The organism is Citrobacter europaeus (assembly GCA_020099315.1).
In the GTDB taxonomy this organism is placed as follows: Bacteria; Pseudomonadota; Gammaproteobacteria; order Enterobacterales; family Enterobacteriaceae; genus Citrobacter; species Citrobacter europaeus.
The window spans coordinates 2,220,520-2,235,964 of sequence record CP083650.1 but is presented as its reverse complement, the minus strand read 5'-3'; the positions used below and the strand labels follow the sequence as shown (position 1 = coordinate 2,235,964).

General features: G+C 51.4%; 16 protein-coding genes. 4 read left to right on the top strand and 12 right to left on the bottom strand.

The window, feature by feature from the left end; all coding sequences use genetic code 11:
* Window positions 1-2: 2 nt before the first annotated feature.
* The 3 genes from LA337_10595 to LA337_10585 form a co-directional block, all read right to left on the bottom strand.
* Window positions 3-1,049 (bottom strand): NAD(P)-dependent alcohol dehydrogenase, encoded by a 1,047-nt coding sequence (locus LA337_10595; protein UBI18441.1) that lies wholly within the window; start codon window positions 1,047-1,049, stop codon window positions 3-5.
* Between the two features lie 49 nt (window positions 1,050-1,098).
* On the bottom strand, window positions 1,099-1,506 hold the full coding sequence (locus tag LA337_10590) for a cupin domain-containing protein (GenBank protein UBI18440.1): 408 nt from the start codon (window positions 1,504-1,506) through the stop codon (window positions 1,099-1,101).
* Between the two features lie 211 nt (window positions 1,507-1,717).
* Window positions 1,718-2,101, bottom strand: a complete 384-nt coding sequence (locus LA337_10585) for a VOC family protein (GenBank protein UBI18097.1) — start codon at window positions 2,099-2,101, stop codon at window positions 1,718-1,720.
* 119 nt (window positions 2,102-2,220) lie between these two features.
* Here LA337_10585 and LA337_10580 point away from each other — a divergent pair, with 119 nt between their 5' ends.
* Window positions 2,221-2,991, top strand: coding sequence for a DeoR/GlpR family DNA-binding transcription regulator (locus LA337_10580; protein ID UBI18096.1), 771 nt, complete (start codon window positions 2,221-2,223; stop codon window positions 2,989-2,991).
* Between the two features lie 37 nt (window positions 2,992-3,028).
* On the opposite strand, the gene LA337_10575 is transcribed toward LA337_10580, so the two are convergent.
* A complete protein-coding gene (locus tag LA337_10575) occupies window positions 3,029-3,298 on the bottom strand; it encodes a Rho-binding antiterminator (GenBank protein UBI18095.1) in 270 nt (89 codons plus the stop codon).
* A 71-nt stretch (window positions 3,299-3,369) separates the two neighbouring features.
* Entirely contained in the window at window positions 3,370-4,983 is a 1,614-nt protein-coding gene (mppA, locus tag LA337_10570; GenBank protein ID UBI18094.1) for a murein tripeptide ABC transporter substrate-binding protein MppA, read from the bottom strand.
* 184 nt (window positions 4,984-5,167) lie between these two features.
* Between mppA and mpaA the strand changes: the two genes are divergently transcribed.
* Entirely contained in the window at window positions 5,168-5,896 is a 729-nt protein-coding gene (gene mpaA / locus LA337_10565; GenBank protein UBI18093.1) for a murein tripeptide amidase MpaA, read from the top strand.
* On the opposite strand, the gene ycjG is transcribed toward mpaA, so the two are convergent.
* On the bottom strand, window positions 5,871-6,836 hold the full coding sequence (gene ycjG, locus LA337_10560; protein UBI18092.1) for an L-Ala-D/L-Glu epimerase: 966 nt from the start codon (window positions 6,834-6,836) through the stop codon (window positions 5,871-5,873). The genes mpaA and ycjG overlap by 26 nt on opposite strands.
* 115 nt (window positions 6,837-6,951) lie before the next feature.
* Here ycjG and tpx point away from each other — a divergent pair, with 115 nt between their 5' ends.
* The gene (gene tpx / locus LA337_10555; protein ID UBI18091.1) at window positions 6,952-7,458 is read left to right on the top strand and encodes a thiol peroxidase; all 507 of its coding nucleotides are present in this window, start codon (window positions 6,952-6,954) and stop codon (window positions 7,456-7,458) included.
* 53 nt (window positions 7,459-7,511) lie between these two features.
* Here the strand turns inward: tpx and tyrR are convergent, their stop codons facing one another.
* The 4 genes from tyrR to pspE form a co-directional block, all read right to left on the bottom strand.
* Window positions 7,512-9,056: a transcriptional regulator TyrR gene (gene tyrR, locus LA337_10550; GenBank protein ID UBI18090.1), complete on the bottom strand. Its 1,545-nt coding sequence runs from the start codon at window positions 9,054-9,056 to the stop codon at window positions 7,512-7,514.
* 146 nt (window positions 9,057-9,202) lie between these two features.
* Window positions 9,203-10,264, bottom strand: coding sequence for a YcjF family protein (locus LA337_10545; protein ID UBI18089.1), 1,062 nt, complete (start codon window positions 10,262-10,264; stop codon window positions 9,203-9,205).
* Window positions 10,261-11,658, bottom strand: a complete 1,398-nt coding sequence (locus LA337_10540) for a YcjX family protein (protein UBI18088.1) — start codon at window positions 11,656-11,658, stop codon at window positions 10,261-10,263. The genes LA337_10545 and LA337_10540 overlap by 4 nt, the downstream gene beginning before the upstream one ends.
* A 142-nt stretch (window positions 11,659-11,800) precedes the next feature.
* Window positions 11,801-12,118 (bottom strand): thiosulfate sulfurtransferase PspE, encoded by a 318-nt coding sequence (pspE, locus tag LA337_10535; protein ID UBI18087.1) that lies wholly within the window; start codon window positions 12,116-12,118, stop codon window positions 11,801-11,803.
* Window positions 12,119-12,346: 228 nt separating this feature from the next.
* On the opposite strand from pspE, the gene LA337_10530 reads away from it, so the two are divergent.
* Window positions 12,347-13,357, top strand: coding sequence for a LacI family transcriptional regulator (locus LA337_10530; GenBank protein ID UBI18086.1), 1,011 nt, complete (start codon window positions 12,347-12,349; stop codon window positions 13,355-13,357).
* Window positions 13,358-13,386: 29 nt separating this feature from the next.
* Here the strand turns inward: LA337_10530 and LA337_10525 are convergent, their stop codons facing one another.
* Window positions 13,387-14,292, bottom strand: a complete 906-nt coding sequence (locus LA337_10525; GenBank protein UBI18085.1) for an OmpG family monomeric porin — start codon at window positions 14,290-14,292, stop codon at window positions 13,387-13,389.
* A 68-nt stretch (window positions 14,293-14,360) separates the two neighbouring features.
* Window positions 14,361-15,443, bottom strand: coding sequence for an ABC transporter ATP-binding protein (locus tag LA337_10520; GenBank protein ID UBI18084.1), 1,083 nt, complete (start codon window positions 15,441-15,443; stop codon window positions 14,361-14,363).
* Between the last annotated feature and the right edge of the window lie 2 nt (window positions 15,444-15,445).

Below are 15,445 nucleotides of genomic sequence, written 5' to 3'. Positions count from 1 at the left end.
ATTTATTTCAATGAAGCAATATCAATTACAAAGCGGTATTTGACATCGCTTTTCAACATCCGTTGCCAGGCATGGTTAATATCTTGAATATTGATCACTTCAACATCGGCTGTAATACCGTGCTGGCCGCAGAAATCCAGCATCTCCTGGGTTTCAGCAATACCGCCGATAACCGATCCCGCTACAGACCGTCGTCCGAGGATTAACGGTACCGAGTTCACGAAGGGATCCAATGCCCCCAGATAACCCACCAGCACCAGCGTACCGCTTAGCGCCAGCGTTGGAATATACGGATTCAGGTCATGTACATACGGGACAGTATCAATAATCAGATCAAACTGATTCGCTGAGGCTTTCATCTGCTCGCTGTCAGTCGAAAGTACAACATGGCGGGCCCCCAGACGCCGGGCATCGGCTTCTTTACCCGGCGAGCGCGTAAACAGCGTGACTTCAGCACCCAGCGCATTAGCCAGTTTGATCGCCATATGCCCAAGGCCGCCCAGCCCGACAACCGCGACTTTACTCCCTTCCCCAACCTGCCAGTGACGCAGCGGCGACCAGGTGGTGATCCCGGCACATAGCAGCGGTGCGGCACCGCGTAAATCGATACCTTCAGGAACCTTCACAACAAACTTTTCAGTCACGACAATCTTGTCAGAATAACCGCCGAAAGTGGGTAAACCGTCGTGACGATCGGTATCGTTATACGTCAGCGTGTTGCCTTCTTCGCAATACTGCTCTAATCCCTGTTCACAGGCGCTACAATGTTGACATGAATCGACCATACAGCCGACCCCGGCGAGATCGCCCACTTTAAATTTCGTTACCGACTTACCAACATGTATCACGCGGCCAATGATTTCATGGCCTGGTACCATCGGATATTTAGCGCCACCCCAGTCGTTGTAGGCGTTATGGATATCCGAGTGGCAAACACCGCTGTATAAGATGTCGATAACCACATCATCTTCACGCGGATCGCGACGAACAAAACTGTGTGGGACTAAATCTTCTTTCACCGCCAGCGCGGCATAACCCTTCACGTTCATGACCATGTAGATTTCCTCAGGGATTGGGTATTACCAGAACCAGCATAGTTCAGGGCAACAGGTTGTACTCAGCGTCGCTCACCGGTTCCAGCCACTCATTCGATGCGCCAGGCGCCGGGATTTCAACCGCGATATGGGCAAACCAGCTGTCACGCGCGGCGCCGTGCCAATGTTTCATGCCTGCCGGGATGTGTACGACGTCACCGGTTTTCAGCTCACGCGCCGGTTGACTCCATGCCTGATACCAGCCTCTTCCACCAGTCACCAGCAATATTTGTCCCCCTTGATGATGGATATGCCAGAAGTTACGGCAACCCGGCTCAAATGCTACGTTGCCAATTACCACACCTTCCTTGGAGAGCATGGTCAGATAGCTGTCGCCAGTGAAATACTTCGCATACGCTTCATTTTTCTCCCCTCGCGGAAAGACGCTGTTGCCATCAAATTGGTGATTCATAATCTCCGCATCAGCGCTGGACACGGTATTCAGTTGATTTTGCATTTCGACTCTCCAAAACGGTGGCGGCATGCGCCACCGGATGCTGAAAACTATAAAAATTATAGAGACTCGACAGGCTGGTGATTAGAGGTGGAAAGAAGGACAAACTTATGAATCATACTCATTAATAATAAGCGTACGATTTATCTCCTGGCGCTTGCGTTAAGCTCTACGCCACAATTTCAATCAGGTTACCGTCCGGATCGCGTATTACCGCTTCGTAATAGCCATCACCTGTGGTGCGTGGGCCAGAAACTAATACACCCTGTTCTTTTGCACGCATCGCCATAGCATCAACATTTTCGCTACCGCCAACGGAAATGGCGAGATGCACCCACCCTGAGGTGTTATTGTCCGGAGTATGTTTTGTCAGCCCGGGCTTAGTCATTAACTCAATCGCGATATCTTCACCCATTCTGACAAAATAGGATTCAAATCCAGGATTGGTTTTACTGCAGTATTTTTCGTTGATCCTTGCGTCAAAAAACGTAACCCAGAACTGAGCTTGCTGCTCGAGATCCAATGTCCATAACGCGATATGCGCAACCTTCATAGCTGACCTCTACTTGCTGTAACCAAAAAAATAGGTTCCCCACAGGGATGTTGACATCGCGAACCATAATGCACGATCATGCTTGTTGTTGCTCTATTTTTATTTTCTCTGGAGTGTTTATGCTCGATTACGCAGCGTTCCCGGAACAACGCCAGGCGCTTATCTATCAGATCCTGCAGGAAAACGGCAGAGTCATCTGTTCCGAACTTGCCAGCAGGTTAGGTGTTTCTGAACATACAATCCGCCGTGATCTGCATGAACTGAGTAAAGATGGCGTGTGCAAAAAGGTCTATGGCGGCGCGGTCATTGCACTCCCTGAGTCCGAAGACATCACCGTGCGCAAGAATATTAATGTGGCGAAAAAGAGCAACATCGCGCAGAGATGTGCCCGGTTGGTCAAATCGGGAAGCTGCATTTTTATTGACACCGGCAGTACCAACCTGGCGATGGCAGAAGCCCTGCCCGCCGAGCTGGCGTTAACCGTAGTGACAAACTCACCGGAGATTGCTGCCGCTTTGCTAAAAAAGCCGTTGTTTGAGGTCATTATGCTGGGCGGCGCGGTACAGCGATCTTCGGGAGGGTGTGTGGGCGCCCCAGCCATCTCACAGGTGCAGGGTATTTTATTCGATCAGGGATTTATTGGCGGCTGCGCGATGTCGCCCGAGTCCGGATTAACGGGATTTGATTACGCGGATTGTGAGTTCAAAAAAGCGGTGATCAAGCAGTGTAATGAAACTATCGTCGCGCTGACGGCGGAGAAAATCCCGGCAGTTGCCCGTTATGTCGTCACTGAAAGCAGCAATATTGATGTAATTGTCGTCGAGGAAAATATCAGCAAAGAGTATGCCACGGCTTTCCAGGCGCACGACATCCGGATTTATACCGTGTAGCGGCGGCGCTACGTCCCTTTCAATATGGCCGTATGGCTCATCGAAATCTCACTGTGCTGAACGACGCCCCTGGCGTCAGCGCGGTGATTGATGACAGACAATCCAGACGAATTTTTTGCTCATTTTCATGCAGCTCCACCAGCAGAAATTCTTCTTTATCGGCGGTGGTACAGGTTGTCAGCGCTTTGGCATCAAAACATGTGCTATCCGTTAACTCAATGCGCAACAAATAGTGGTACATACAGGCGATTTCCAGGTAATCATGAAGATCGCAATCTATCGGATGATACTTTTCCATTGCTTTCATAACCCCACCTTCGTCACAGCCTTATTTGTTCGGGAAATAGCCAGTACCACTTCCCGAACGAGCGAGCTATTTCAGTGCTTCACAATATACATTGTGCGACTGTATGCGACATCTTCAGGGTTAGTAATCGGATATCCTTTCAACCACGGTTTAATTAAACGTCCGTTGGTATACTGATAAATCGGCGCAATAGGTGCCTGTTCCATCAGAATTTTCTCCGCGGCATTATAATCGACATTGCGCGCTTTCTGCGTATTCTCCAGAGTAGCCTGGGTCAACACTTTGTCGTAAGCAGGATTATTAAAGCGGGAGATATTACCCGTATGGGTCGAGGTTAATAGCGACAGGAATGTAGATGGCTCATTGTAATCACCTACCCAGGAAGCGCGGATCACATCAAAATTACCGGTATTACGGCTATCGATGTAGGTTTTCCACTCCTGGTTTTGCAGTTTTACGTCAACGCCGAGATTTTTCTTCCACATCGACGCGACAGCAATAGCGATCTTCTGATGGTTTTCAGAGGTGTTGTACAGCAGCGTCAGTTTAAGCGGTTTCTGTGGACCATAGCCCGCCGCACGCAGCAGCGTTTTCGCCTGCGCATTCAGTTCTTCCTGACTCATTTGCTCAAACGGTGAAGGTTCCGGCACAAATCCTGCCGTGACATCCGGCGTAAAATGCCATGCGGGCTTTTCACCGGTTCCCAGAACTTTCTCCGCCATCAGACGACGATCGATAGTCATGCTAAGCGCCAGACGCACGCGTGAATCTGCCGTCGGTCCCTTCTGGGTATTGAAGGCATAATAGTAAGTACCAAGCTGCGGCGGGGTGTAAACCTGGCCCGGGATATCCTTCAACAATTTCTGATACATGTTTTTCGGGAAGGACTCGGTAATATCGATATCACCAGCAAGGTAGCGCTTGGTTGCTGCCGATTCCTGGTTAATTGGCAGGAAGGTCACTTTTTGCAGCACCGTTTTGGCGTTGTCCCAATAATGCGTATTCGGCACAACTTCCAGTTTTTCGTTGACGACGCGATCTTTGAGCACATAGGCGCCGTTACCGATCAGGTTGCCCGGTTTGGTCCACTCTTTACCGCTCTCAACGTTAGCTTTTTGTACCGGATAAAACGCGAAACTCGCCGTCAGATTGGCAAACCAGGGCAGCGGTTTATCCAGTTGGACTTTTAATGTACGCGCATCAACCGCGCTAACGCCGAGCTTATCCGGAGAGGCTTTCCCATCGATGATCGCCTGCGCGTTGCTAATTCCCGCCAGCGCAGCAAACCAGGCAAACGGCGACAGCGTTTTCGGATCAACCAGACGCTGCCAGCTATAGACAAAATCCTGGGCCGTTACCGGCGTACCATCGGCCCATTGCGCATTGTCACGCAGCGTAAAGGTCCAGATACGGTTATCGTTGCTTTTCCATTGGGTGGCGACGCCGGGCACAATCTCGCCCTTCTCATTCTGGTTGACCAGCCCTTCAAATAAATCACGAATAACCTGAATTTCAGGAAGCCCGACGGCCTTTGCCGGATCCAGCGACGCAGGTTCGTCTTTGATATGACGCACCAGTTCTTGTTTTTCTGCCAGTACCGTTCCGCTGGGAACATCAGCAGCCCAGGATAATGAAATGCTGCTTACCAACAGCGCACAACAGGTTACTGAAACAGAATGCTGCATAAAATACCCTCAATTCCGGCTACTAAGTGAATGTGTAATTATTTGTATCGCCAGCAGGAAATGCAATTAACTTCCGACAAGAAAGTGATATTACACCTGAAAAGATAAGTGTGTGAAAACGATTTGATTATCCATACATTTTGCACAACACTGCGAGTAATAACCCATGCATTCAGAGATGACTATGACCGTTACCCGCCCCCGTGCCGAGCGCGGCGCATTTCCACCTGGGACCGAACATTACGGACGTTCATTGTTAGGCGCGCCGTTAATCTGGTTTCCCGCATTGGCAGCCGATCGTGAAAGCGGCCTGATACTGGCAGGAACGCACGGCGACGAAAACGCATCGGTCGTCACTCTCTCCTGCGCATTGCGTACGCTTAACCCTTCCTTGCGTCGTCACCATGTGGTGCTGGCCGTTAACCCTGACGGTTGCCAGCTCGGACTACGCGCAAATGCCAACGGCGTGGATCTAAACCGTAACTTTCCCGCCGCAAACTGGAAAGCGGGCGAAACGGTGTATCGCTGGAACAGCAGCGCAGAAGAACGCGATGTGGTGTTGCTGACCGGCGAAAGTCCGGGCTCAGAACCGGAAACCCAGGCGCTATGCCAACTTATTCACCGAATTCATCCGGCGTGGGTAGTCTCTTTTCACGATCCGCTGGCCTGTATTGAAGATCCCAGGCGCAGCGAATTAGGCGCGTGGCTGGCGCAGTCGTTTGAATTGCCCCTCGTTACCAGCGTAGGTTATGAAACGCCCGGCTCTTTTGGAAGCTGGTGCGCAGATCTGAACTTACACTGCATAACCGCCGAATTCCCCCCCATTTCATCAGATGAAGCGAGCGAGAAATACCTGCTGGCCATGTCCAATCTCCTGCGCTGGCACCCTAGAGATGAAGGTGTCCGGTCGTAAAATGCAGTGCCGGCTCCGCGTCGCTGGCAAGCCAGGTAGGACCATCAAGATCGGCAAAGCTAACCTGCGGCGTAAGGGGTAACGCCGCGCCGATCGCCCGGGAGGTGCACAGCATACAGCCCAGCATGAGCGCAAATCCCTGCTCGCGAGCTTCATTTGCCAGCGCCAGCGCTTCCGTCAGGCCGCCTGTTTTATCCAGTTTGATATTCACCATTTCATAGCGCCCGTGCAGCGCTTTCAGGCTGCTGCGGGTATGACAGCTTTCATCCGCGCAGATCGGCAGCGGATGCACAAAATTCTCCAGCGCGGCATCGTCCTGCGCCGGCAGCGGCTGCTCCAGCATCGCCACACCTAAATCAGCCAGGAGCTGACAGCGTGCCGCCAGGCCTTCTGCCCGCCAGGATTCATTGGCGTCGACAATAATCGTGGCATCAGGGACCGCGGCACGAATAGCGACCATCCGTTCGCTGATTAATCGCGCATCCAGTTTAACCTTTAATAGTTTCGCGCCATTTTCCCACAACGCAGCCGCGCTCGCCGCCATTTGTTCCGGCGAGCCAATCACCACGGTTTGCGCCGTCGTCACCACTTCCGCCAGTTCACTTCCCACCAATTCCGCCAACGGCTGCTGCTGTTGGCGCGCACTCAGATCCCACAACGCGCAGTCCACAGCATTACGCGCAGCCCCCGCTGGCAGCAGCTTTTGCAGCTCTTCACGGGTCAGTCCGTTTTCCAGTTGTGGCGCAATGCTCATAATTTGCGCCAGCACAGAAGCATCGCTTTCACCGTAGCGCGGGTACGGTGTGCACTCGCCGATACCGGTGACGCCGTTTTCTGTGACTTCAACTACCACCACATGCGCTTCGGTTCTGCTCCCACGGGCGATAACAAAGGGAGTGTGCAGCGGCCAGGCTTCCTCATACACCTTAACTGTTCTCATCTGTTTTCCTTAATGCAGTACCTGAAGCGGATATCCGCAAATAGCGTTTGCCGTGTTAACTACTGATGGCATAAACTAGCCCTGACGTTAACTATATGTAAACAGGAAGATAACCATGTCACAAACCGTTCATTTCCAGGGCAACCCGGTAGCCGTTGCCGGCTCTATTCCTCAGGCTGGAAGCAAAGCTCAGGCTTTTACCCTTGTGGCTAAAGACCTGTCTGACGTTACGCTGGGCCAGTTCGCAGGCAAGCGCAAAGTGCTGAATATTTTCCCAAGCATCGATACCGGCGTTTGTGCGGCATCGGTACGTAAGTTTAACCAACTGGCGACAGAAATCGACAATACCGTCGTACTGTGCATTTCGGCCGACCTGCCATTCGCCCACTCTCGTTTTTGCGGCGCGGAAGGTCTGAGCAACGTTATCACGCTGTCCACCCTGCGCAACGCAGAATTCCTGAAAAACTACGGTGTTGAAATCGCTGAAGGCCCGCTGAAAGGCCTGGCCGCACGTGCCGTGGTCGTTATCGATGAAAATGACAACGTTGTTTTCAGCCAACTGGTCAATGAAATCACCAACGAACCAGACTACACAGCGGCGCTGGACGTACTGAAAGCGTAAGCTGCGTCTGCATACAAAAATGCCTCCGAATGGAGGCATTTTTATTTACGGCATTACTCTTCGCTTTTTTTCTGTTGGCTCAAACCATACTCACGCAATTTGTTGGCAATCGCGGTATGCGAAACGCCGAGGCGCTTGGCCAGTTTGCGCGTACTTGGATAATTCATATAAAGCTGCGTCAGCACTGAGCGTTCAAAGCGGCTGGTAATTTCATCCAGCGACCCTTCCATCACCTCTTCTCCGACCGCAACCGTTGCCGCATCGTAATCTGGCAGTAAGATATCCTGCGGCCGCAGCTCATAACCTTCAAGCTGGGTCAGTGCCCGGTAGATGGCATTTTTAAGCTGACGCACGTTACCCGGCCAGCCGTAACGGGTTAACACCGTGCTGAGGTCAGCGGACAGCTTCGGACGTGGCACGCCCTGCTCATCGGCGAAGCGCGCCACAAACAGTTCGGTAAGCGGCATAATATCCTGCGGGCAATCGCGCAGCGGCGGCAGGTTTAACGTCAGTACATTCAGACGATAATAGAGGTCTTCACGGAAAAGTCCTTTTTGTACCAGCTCAACAAGATTCTTTTGCGTCGCGCAAATCACGCGGACATCAACGTTAACCTCGTGATCTTCCCCCACCCGACGGAACGTGCCGTCATTGAGAAAACGCAGCAATTTGGTCTGCATTCGCGGCGACATTTCGCCAATTTCATCTAACAGAACCGAACCGCCATTCGCCTGCTCAAAGAAGCCTTTTTTGCCTTCCGGTGCATGGCCAAACAGTTCGCTTTCGACCGCATCTTCAGGAATTGACGCGCAGTTGAGCGCCAGATACGGTTTCGACGCACGCGGACTGGCCAGGTGGCATGCATGAGCAAAGAGATCTTTGCCGGTGCCGGTATTACCGGTAATCAGCAGCGGCGCGCTCAGCGTCGCCAGCTTTCGCGCCTGTTCCACCACGTGTTTCATTTTGGCGCTGACGGCAATAATCTGGCTAAACGCGCTCAGATCCTGGGTCGTCATATTTTGCAGCTGACGTCCCATCCGCAGGGTGGAACGTAGCATGACAACTGCACCGGTCAGCATCTGCTCCTGATTTTCACCCTGCAAATGGACAGGCGTAATTTCCATCAGGAAGTTCTGGCCGTTAATAACGACATGCTCGCTATGAGAATCCTGTGGATTGCTTTCGAGCCAGCGCTGGAAGTTAAACCCGTTGATTAACTGGGCGGCGGTATGATTGCGCATCCGATCCTGAGTGTGCGCGAAAAGCTGACAACTCGCAGGGTTCGCCATCTCGATTTTGCTTTTCATGTCCAGAGAAAGGACCGGTTCTGGCAATGCCTCAAGCAGCGCGCTCAGCGCAAGATGTTCACGCTCGGAGGGCATCCAGGGCACGGTACGCACATCCGTAACCCCTGAGATACGGCGGATTTCAGCCATCAGGCTGCTGAAGTTAGTGAACTCCAGTTCCGCAAAATTGAGGTAAATTCGCCCGATGGGGTCAATCTCGATACCGCGTAAATCAATGCTTCTGAGTACCAATAAATCGAGCAATTCGCGGGTCAGACCAAGTCGGTCTTCACAAAAGACTTCCAAACGCATAAGAACCTTCACCTGGACAAGGGATTATGTGTTAAATGATAAGACAGTATTTCGTTTGCAGGAAGAACTCTGTCAACAAATATTGACAGCTCGTTGGAAAATTGGGCGCCGGGGCGTAAACTTAAACAACTGGCGCCCAATTTTAGTTAACTTTCGCGTGGAGATTTGTTCTTTTGTAAGGTCTCTTTCACCTGACCAATCAATTGACGGCGAAAATCGCCCAGTCGCGGCTTATCGTCATCTATCCACGGCAGCGGTCGGCACAGTTCCATGGCTTTAATGCCCAGTCGCGCCGTTAATAACCCCGCGCCAATGCCCTGTGCGGCACGCGTTGACAAGCGGGCGGCTAAATCCTGCGACATCCAGTCCATTCCTACTTCCCGCACCAGCTCACTGGCCCCGGCAAAAGCGATATTCAGCAGCACCAGTCGGAACAAGCGCAGGCGGCTGTAATAACCAAGTTCAATGCCATAAAGCGATGCAATACGATTGATCAGCCGCAGATTGCGCCAGGCGATAAACGCCATATCCACCAGCGCCAGCGGGCTGACGGCAATCATCAGTGTGGACTCTGCCGCTGAACGGCTAATCTCACGTCGGGCCTGCGCATCCAGCACTGGCTGCACAAGATGGGCATACAGGCTGACCACTTCGCGATCGTTCTGCGTTTCATGAATTGAGGCATACCAGCGCTGTAGCGCCGGATGGGACTGATCGATACCCGCCTGCTGCGCCAGCTTTTCACAAAATGCACGACCTTTTCCGGTTCCATGGCTGTGGAGCAGATCTCGTGCTTCGTCACGCTCGTGCGCGCGCTGGCGCAAGCGCCATAACCGACGCCACTCGGTCGCAACCGATCCAACACCGGCACCGATAATCAATGCGCCAGCGGCACATCCTCCCAGCGCGACCCAGTCCTGAGTCTGCCAGGCGTTCATGGTCCACTGCACGCCCTGCGCGACGACGCTCACGCCAAACAGCGCCAGGCCCCCCATCACCATCTTACGCCACAGACTGCGTTTAGGGCGTAAGGCCGCATCAATGACGGCCTCAGCCTGACCTTCGTCTTCCAGTGGTTCATCCACTTTCGCCGGAGAAAAAGTCTGTGCCTCCGTCTCATTGAACATCTGCTGCGCTTTAAACGCCGCGTTTTGCTCCACCTCCAGCGGACCTGAGAAATCGATACGCGGTTTTAACGGCTCGCTCATCGCAATTTATCTCCTATTAAAAACTCCAGCGCGGCATCAAGACGAATATGCGGTAAGGGTTTATCGACATCCATAACCTGCGGGCGAAACGCCTCAAACTGGAAGCCCTGGCTGTCCCAGAATGCCTGTCCGGGTAAACGCGCGGGTACTTCCCCCGGATAAACGGTTAGCGGTTCGCCATCGCTCAGCCGATTACCACGCAGCGCCGGGATCTTCTCGCCCTTCAGATCGATCAAGCCGCTGGTGGTTGCCTGTACCGATGCCAGTCCCAGACAATCCATGCTGATACCTTCGAACGCGGCGTTTTGCCAGGCGTCCTGGATCAGCTGCTGCAATAACGACACCATATTGGCGTGCTGATCCACCGTGACGTGATCGGCTTTGGTAGCGGCAAACAGCAGCTTGTCGATCACTGGAGAAAACAGCCGACGAAACAGCGTGCGCTGTCCGTAATGGAAGCTCTGCATCAGTTGGGTGAGCGCCAGACGCATGTCGTTAAACGCCTGTGGCCCGCTGTTGAGCGGTTGCAGGCAGTCGACCAGCACAATCTGGCGGTCAAAGCGCAGGAAGTGATTCTTATAAAATCCCTTGACGACTTTTTCACAGTAATAGTTAAACCTGTCGCGCAGCATGCCCGCGTTGGTGTGTTTGTCTGCCTGGGCCAGCTTCGATTCACCATAAGCATCAACGTCCGGCCACGGGAAGAACTGTAACGCAGGCGCGCCCGCCATATCCCCGGGCAGGACAAAACGGCCCGGCTGAATAAAATGCAGCCCCTGCTGCTTGCACTGATGCAGATACTCAGTCCAGGCGGCAGCGATTTCCGCCAGACGGTTTTCATCAGCAGGCGCCAGCGGATCCAGCCCCTGGCATAACTGACGCCATCTTGCCGACCATTCGCCCCGCTGCCCTTGCAATAACCCGGTCATTTGCCGCGACCAGCTCAGATAATCCTGGGCCAGCATCGGTAAATCGAGCAGCCACTCTCCCGGATAATCGACGATCTCCAGGTACAGCGTGGAGGTGTCTTTAAAGTGGCGCAATAAAGAGTCATTGGATTTGTAGCGCAGCGCGAGGCGTATTTCACTCACACCGCGCGTAGGCGTCGGCCAGGTCGGCGGTGAGCCATACAACTGCGCCAGTCCCTCATCATAGGTAAAGCGCGGAATGCCAAAATCGCGTTGTGGAACCCGTTTAACGCCAAGCAAACGCTCTTCGCGCACGCAACTGAGCAACGGCAGACGCGCACCGGCATGAATATTGAGTAACTGGTTTACCATCGCGGTGATAAACGCCGTCTTACCGCTGCGGCTAAGTCCGGTGACAGCCAGGCGCAAATGCCGGTCTACGCCGCGATTAACCAGCGAATTGAGTTCATTTTTAAGTCGCTTCATCGCCATCCCGTTTTGCTGAAGGAACCGAAGAAATTATAACAAACAGGAAGTAAAGATAGGGGTCAATTCTTACTTATCAACTACCTGAGCTGTATCAGGCGGCATTATTCTTACCGCCTGCTGCAGAATGAATGCGGGCGGTTTATTTATTCTCTACTTTAGGAAGCGCTATCTGATTGATGCCTCCTTCGTTGGTCACCTGCGTGTAGCCCATTTCAGTCAACATATCCCTGGCCTGCCCCGATTGACGCCCGGAGTTGCAGTACAGCTTCACAGTGTCGTTCTTATCAGGAACTTCAGCTGCGATACGCGTCTTCATCTCTTTCAACGGTATGTTGACGGCCCCCTGAATATGCTGCTGTTGGTACTGTTCAGGAATACGAACATCAATCCAGTGTTCGGCTGCAAAAACCGGCATGCCAATGACCAGTGCCAACGCTAATACGCCTTTTTTCAACATAATATCTTCCCGACTGATTGTTGGATTTAACCACCACACTATACGCTTGTTCTTAAGAAAATATTGCGACCACATTATCACCGTCTGCAGGTGCGGACGATTGTTCCTCAGGTGACACGTACTGCAGTTAGCCTTTTGATTTTTCTACCCGCATTCCGAGATTGTTGTCATTCGCCAATTAACTCCATAATATGTCCGCCATTGACTCTCGGACGGAGCTTGGGATCTATGTCTCCTACCATTTATGATATTGCACGAGCCGCTGGCGTATCAAAATCCACGGTATCGCGCGTGCTGAATAAGCAAACCAACATCTCGCCAGAAGCGCTTGAAAAGGTGCTGCGCGCTATTGATGAGTTACAGTATCAGCCTAATAAACTTGCTCGCGCGCTCACCTCTTCCGGGTTTGATGCAATAATGGTGATATCTACCCGTTCTGCAAAAACTACCGCCGGTAATCCGTTTTTCTCTGAAGTACTGCATGCCATTACGGCCAAGGCCGAAGAAGTCGGTTTTGATGTCATATTGCAGACGTCGCGAAGCACCGAAGATGATTTACAAAAATGTGAGAGCAAGATTAAGCAGAAATTGATCAAAGGGATCATTATGCTGAGCTCTCCTGCTGATGAATCATTTTTTGCACGTCTGGATAAATACAACGTCCCGGTTGTGGTTATTGGGAAAGTTGAAGGTGACTACGCCAATGTCTATTCTGTAGACACAGATAACTATCGCGACAGTATTACTCTGACAAATGCGCTGATTGAAAGTGGGCACCGTAATATAGCCTGTTTGCATGCGCCGCTTGACGTTCATGTTTCTATCGATCGCGTGAACGGTTATAAAGCCAGTCTTCAGGCGCATAACATTAATATGCGTGATGAATGGATTATTGACGGTGGCTATACCCATGAAACAGCCCTGCTCGCTTCACGAAAATTACTGAGTCAACAACCGTTACCCGACGCTGTATTTGCTACCGATAGTTTGAAATTAATGAGCTTATATCGCGTGGCGGCTGAGAAGAATATTACTATTCCGCAACAGCTTGCCGTCGTAGGCTACAGTAATGAGCTGTTATCGTTTATGCTGACACCGGTTCCAGGCGGAATTGATGTACCTACCCAGCAGTTGGGCGAGCAAAGCTGTAATTTATTATTTAACCTGATCGCAGGCGAGAAAGGATTAAAGAATATCACGGTGAGCACACACATATCGCTGGCCGACTCACTGGTGTAAAAACTGGGGCATTAATGCCCCAGTTTCTTTTAGAATGCGTAGTTCACGCCTATACCAGCATAATGGAATCTGTCACTTTCGCCTTCGTCGTGATCTTCCCACTCATAGGCATACTCCAGCGACATTGATAAACCGTTCTGGAAATCATATGCATACAGTAAACCGAGACGATTGAAGTCATGGCCTTCACGTGCAGGGTCATCCTGCCAGTCCCAGTTTGACCAGCGATCAAGCCCCAGACGGGTATACGGCGTCAGGGTGGTATTGCCGAAAGACAGCGGCAAATATGCACGAATTTCCTGGGTTGAGAATTCACCATTATTGCGCAAATCAGCCAGATTAAAACCGCGTTCGAGGTAATAGTTAACCGTTAAACCCACCGTTTCGTTAAACGTATAATTCAGACCGCTCTCACTTTCAACGCGGCTATCAGAGTAGCCAGTGGTGCTCAAATCATTAACGAACTGATACATCGCCAGCCAACCGCTAAAGCGCAGGTCGTCGGTCAGTTTAACATCCCAGTCCGGCTGAACTTTCCAGCGCTGCATATTGGCGGTGTCTTTTCCGGGTTCATTGACATAGTGATAACCGTAATTACGGAAACCACCGGTCAGGCCGAAATTAACATCCTCGCTTTCCAGAAATTGATAGCGGACTTCCAGTTCCGGGCGATCAAACCAGGTTCCACGTTTCCCCTCGCTGTAATCAACCGGTCCTTCCTGATAATAGGCCAGCGATATTTGCCACGGCCCATTAGACGCATTAAAATAGACGGACGGCTCAGCCAGTCCATCCATATCTTCGCCCTGACCTTCAACGTTTTCTATTTCGTACATAGCACCAATATTAAAGTGCCAGTCATTCTTTTCAGCAGCCTGCGCGCAGGCCATCCCTGCGCTCATAATCAGCGCAGTAGCAGACAGTAGGGTTTTCATTATTATTCCTTGTTAAAATACTCGCAAAAATGCCCCAAGGCTTGGGGGATGATTATCCCCCCGGAATTTTATTGAATAGCCACTTCAGTTTCAGCATCAAAGAAATGGCATTTCGCCATATCAAAATGAATAGTGATGTTCTCTCCTGCGTGATAATCATTCACTGCCCCAGCACGGACCACTAACTCATGCCCCCCAACAATGGTATAAAGCATAAATTCAGCGCCGGTTAATTCTGCAACGCTAATTTTTGCCGATACACTATTTTCATTATTAAGCTGCGGATGTATATCTTCAGGACGAATTCCCAGCGTGACCGCCTGATGTTCATAACCCTGAGCTTTTAATTGTGCTAATTTATTTTCTGGAATCGTTAATTTGAGTGTTTCTGTGACAAACTTATCACCGTCAATCGCGCCACGAATAAAGTTCATAGCCGGTGAGCCAATAAATCCGGCGACAAACATATTTGCCGGGTGGTTATAAACCGTTTTCGGTGCACCAACTTGCTGAACAATGCCATCCTTCATAATCACAATACGCGTCGCCATCGTCATGGCTTCGGTTTGATCGTGGGTAACATATATCATGGTGGTATTGAGTTTCTGATGCAGTTTGCTGATTTCTGCCCGCATCTGTACGCGAAGTTTGGCATCGAGATTCGATAAGGGTTCATCCATCAGGAAGACCCCTGCCTCACGAACAATCGCACGCCCCAGCGCCACACGTTGACGCTGTCCACCGGATAACGCGCCAGGTTTACGCTGCAGATAATCGCGCAGGCCAAGGATTTGCGCCGCCCAGTTGACACGCTCTTCAATCACGGCAGGGGCAATTTTCTGCATTTTCAGGCCAAACGCCATGTTGTCATAGACTGTCATGTGCGGGTACAACGCGTAGTTCTGAAAAACCATCGCAATGTTGCGCGATTTCGCCGGCACATCGTTCATCCGTTTACCGTCAATCAGCAGATCTCCGCCACTGATCTCCTCCAGACCGGCGATCATGCGCAACGTAGTAGACTTCCCGCAGCCGGAAGGTCCAACAAAAACAATAAACTCTTTGTCTTCGATTTCCAGATTGAAGTCTTTAACGACGTGTACCTGGTTGTCGTAAATTTTTTGAATGTGTTGCAACGAAAGCTGTGCCATGT

What these genes read in the sequence shown, in the direction of transcription:
- LA337_10530 (UBI18086.1), top strand. Translation starts at nt 12,347, where the DNA reads ATGTCTCCTACCATTTATGATATTGCACGAGCCGCTGGCGTATCAAAA.
- LA337_10575 (UBI18095.1), bottom strand. Translation starts at nt 3,298, where the DNA reads ATGAAAGCAATGGAAAAGTATCATCCGATAGATTGCGATCTTCATGAT.
- mpaA (UBI18093.1), top strand. Translation starts at nt 5,168, where the DNA reads ATGACCGTTACCCGCCCCCGTGCCGAGCGCGGCGCATTTCCACCTGGG.
- LA337_10540 (UBI18088.1), bottom strand. Translation starts at nt 11,658, where the DNA reads ATGAAGCGACTTAAAAATGAACTCAATTCGCTGGTTAATCGCGGCGTA.
- tyrR (UBI18090.1), bottom strand. Translation starts at nt 9,056, where the DNA reads ATGCGTTTGGAAGTCTTTTGTGAAGACCGACTTGGTCTGACCCGCGAA.
- pspE (UBI18087.1), bottom strand. Translation starts at nt 12,118, where the DNA reads ATGTTGAAAAAAGGCGTATTAGCGTTGGCACTGGTCATTGGCATGCCG.
- LA337_10595 (UBI18441.1), bottom strand. Translation starts at nt 1,049, where the DNA reads ATGAACGTGAAGGGTTATGCCGCGCTGGCGGTGAAAGAAGATTTAGTC.
- LA337_10590 (UBI18440.1), bottom strand. Translation starts at nt 1,506, where the DNA reads ATGAATCACCAATTTGATGGCAACAGCGTCTTTCCGCGAGGGGAGAAA.
- LA337_10580 (UBI18096.1), top strand. Translation starts at nt 2,221, where the DNA reads ATGCTCGATTACGCAGCGTTCCCGGAACAACGCCAGGCGCTTATCTAT.
- LA337_10545 (UBI18089.1), bottom strand. Translation starts at nt 10,264, where the DNA reads ATGAGCGAGCCGTTAAAACCGCGTATCGATTTCTCAGGTCCGCTGGAG.
- LA337_10585 (UBI18097.1), bottom strand. Translation starts at nt 2,101, where the DNA reads ATGAAGGTTGCGCATATCGCGTTATGGACATTGGATCTCGAGCAGCAA.
- tpx (UBI18091.1), top strand. Translation starts at nt 6,952, where the DNA reads ATGTCACAAACCGTTCATTTCCAGGGCAACCCGGTAGCCGTTGCCGGC.
- mppA (UBI18094.1), bottom strand. Translation starts at nt 4,983, where the DNA reads ATGCAGCATTCTGTTTCAGTAACCTGTTGTGCGCTGTTGGTAAGCAGC.
- ycjG (UBI18092.1), bottom strand. Translation starts at nt 6,836, where the DNA reads ATGAGAACAGTTAAGGTGTATGAGGAAGCCTGGCCGCTGCACACTCCC.
- LA337_10520 (UBI18084.1), bottom strand. Translation starts at nt 15,443, where the DNA reads ATGGCACAGCTTTCGTTGCAACACATTCAAAAAATTTACGACAACCAG.
- LA337_10525 (UBI18085.1), bottom strand. Translation starts at nt 14,292, where the DNA reads ATGAAAACCCTACTGTCTGCTACTGCGCTGATTATGAGCGCAGGGATG.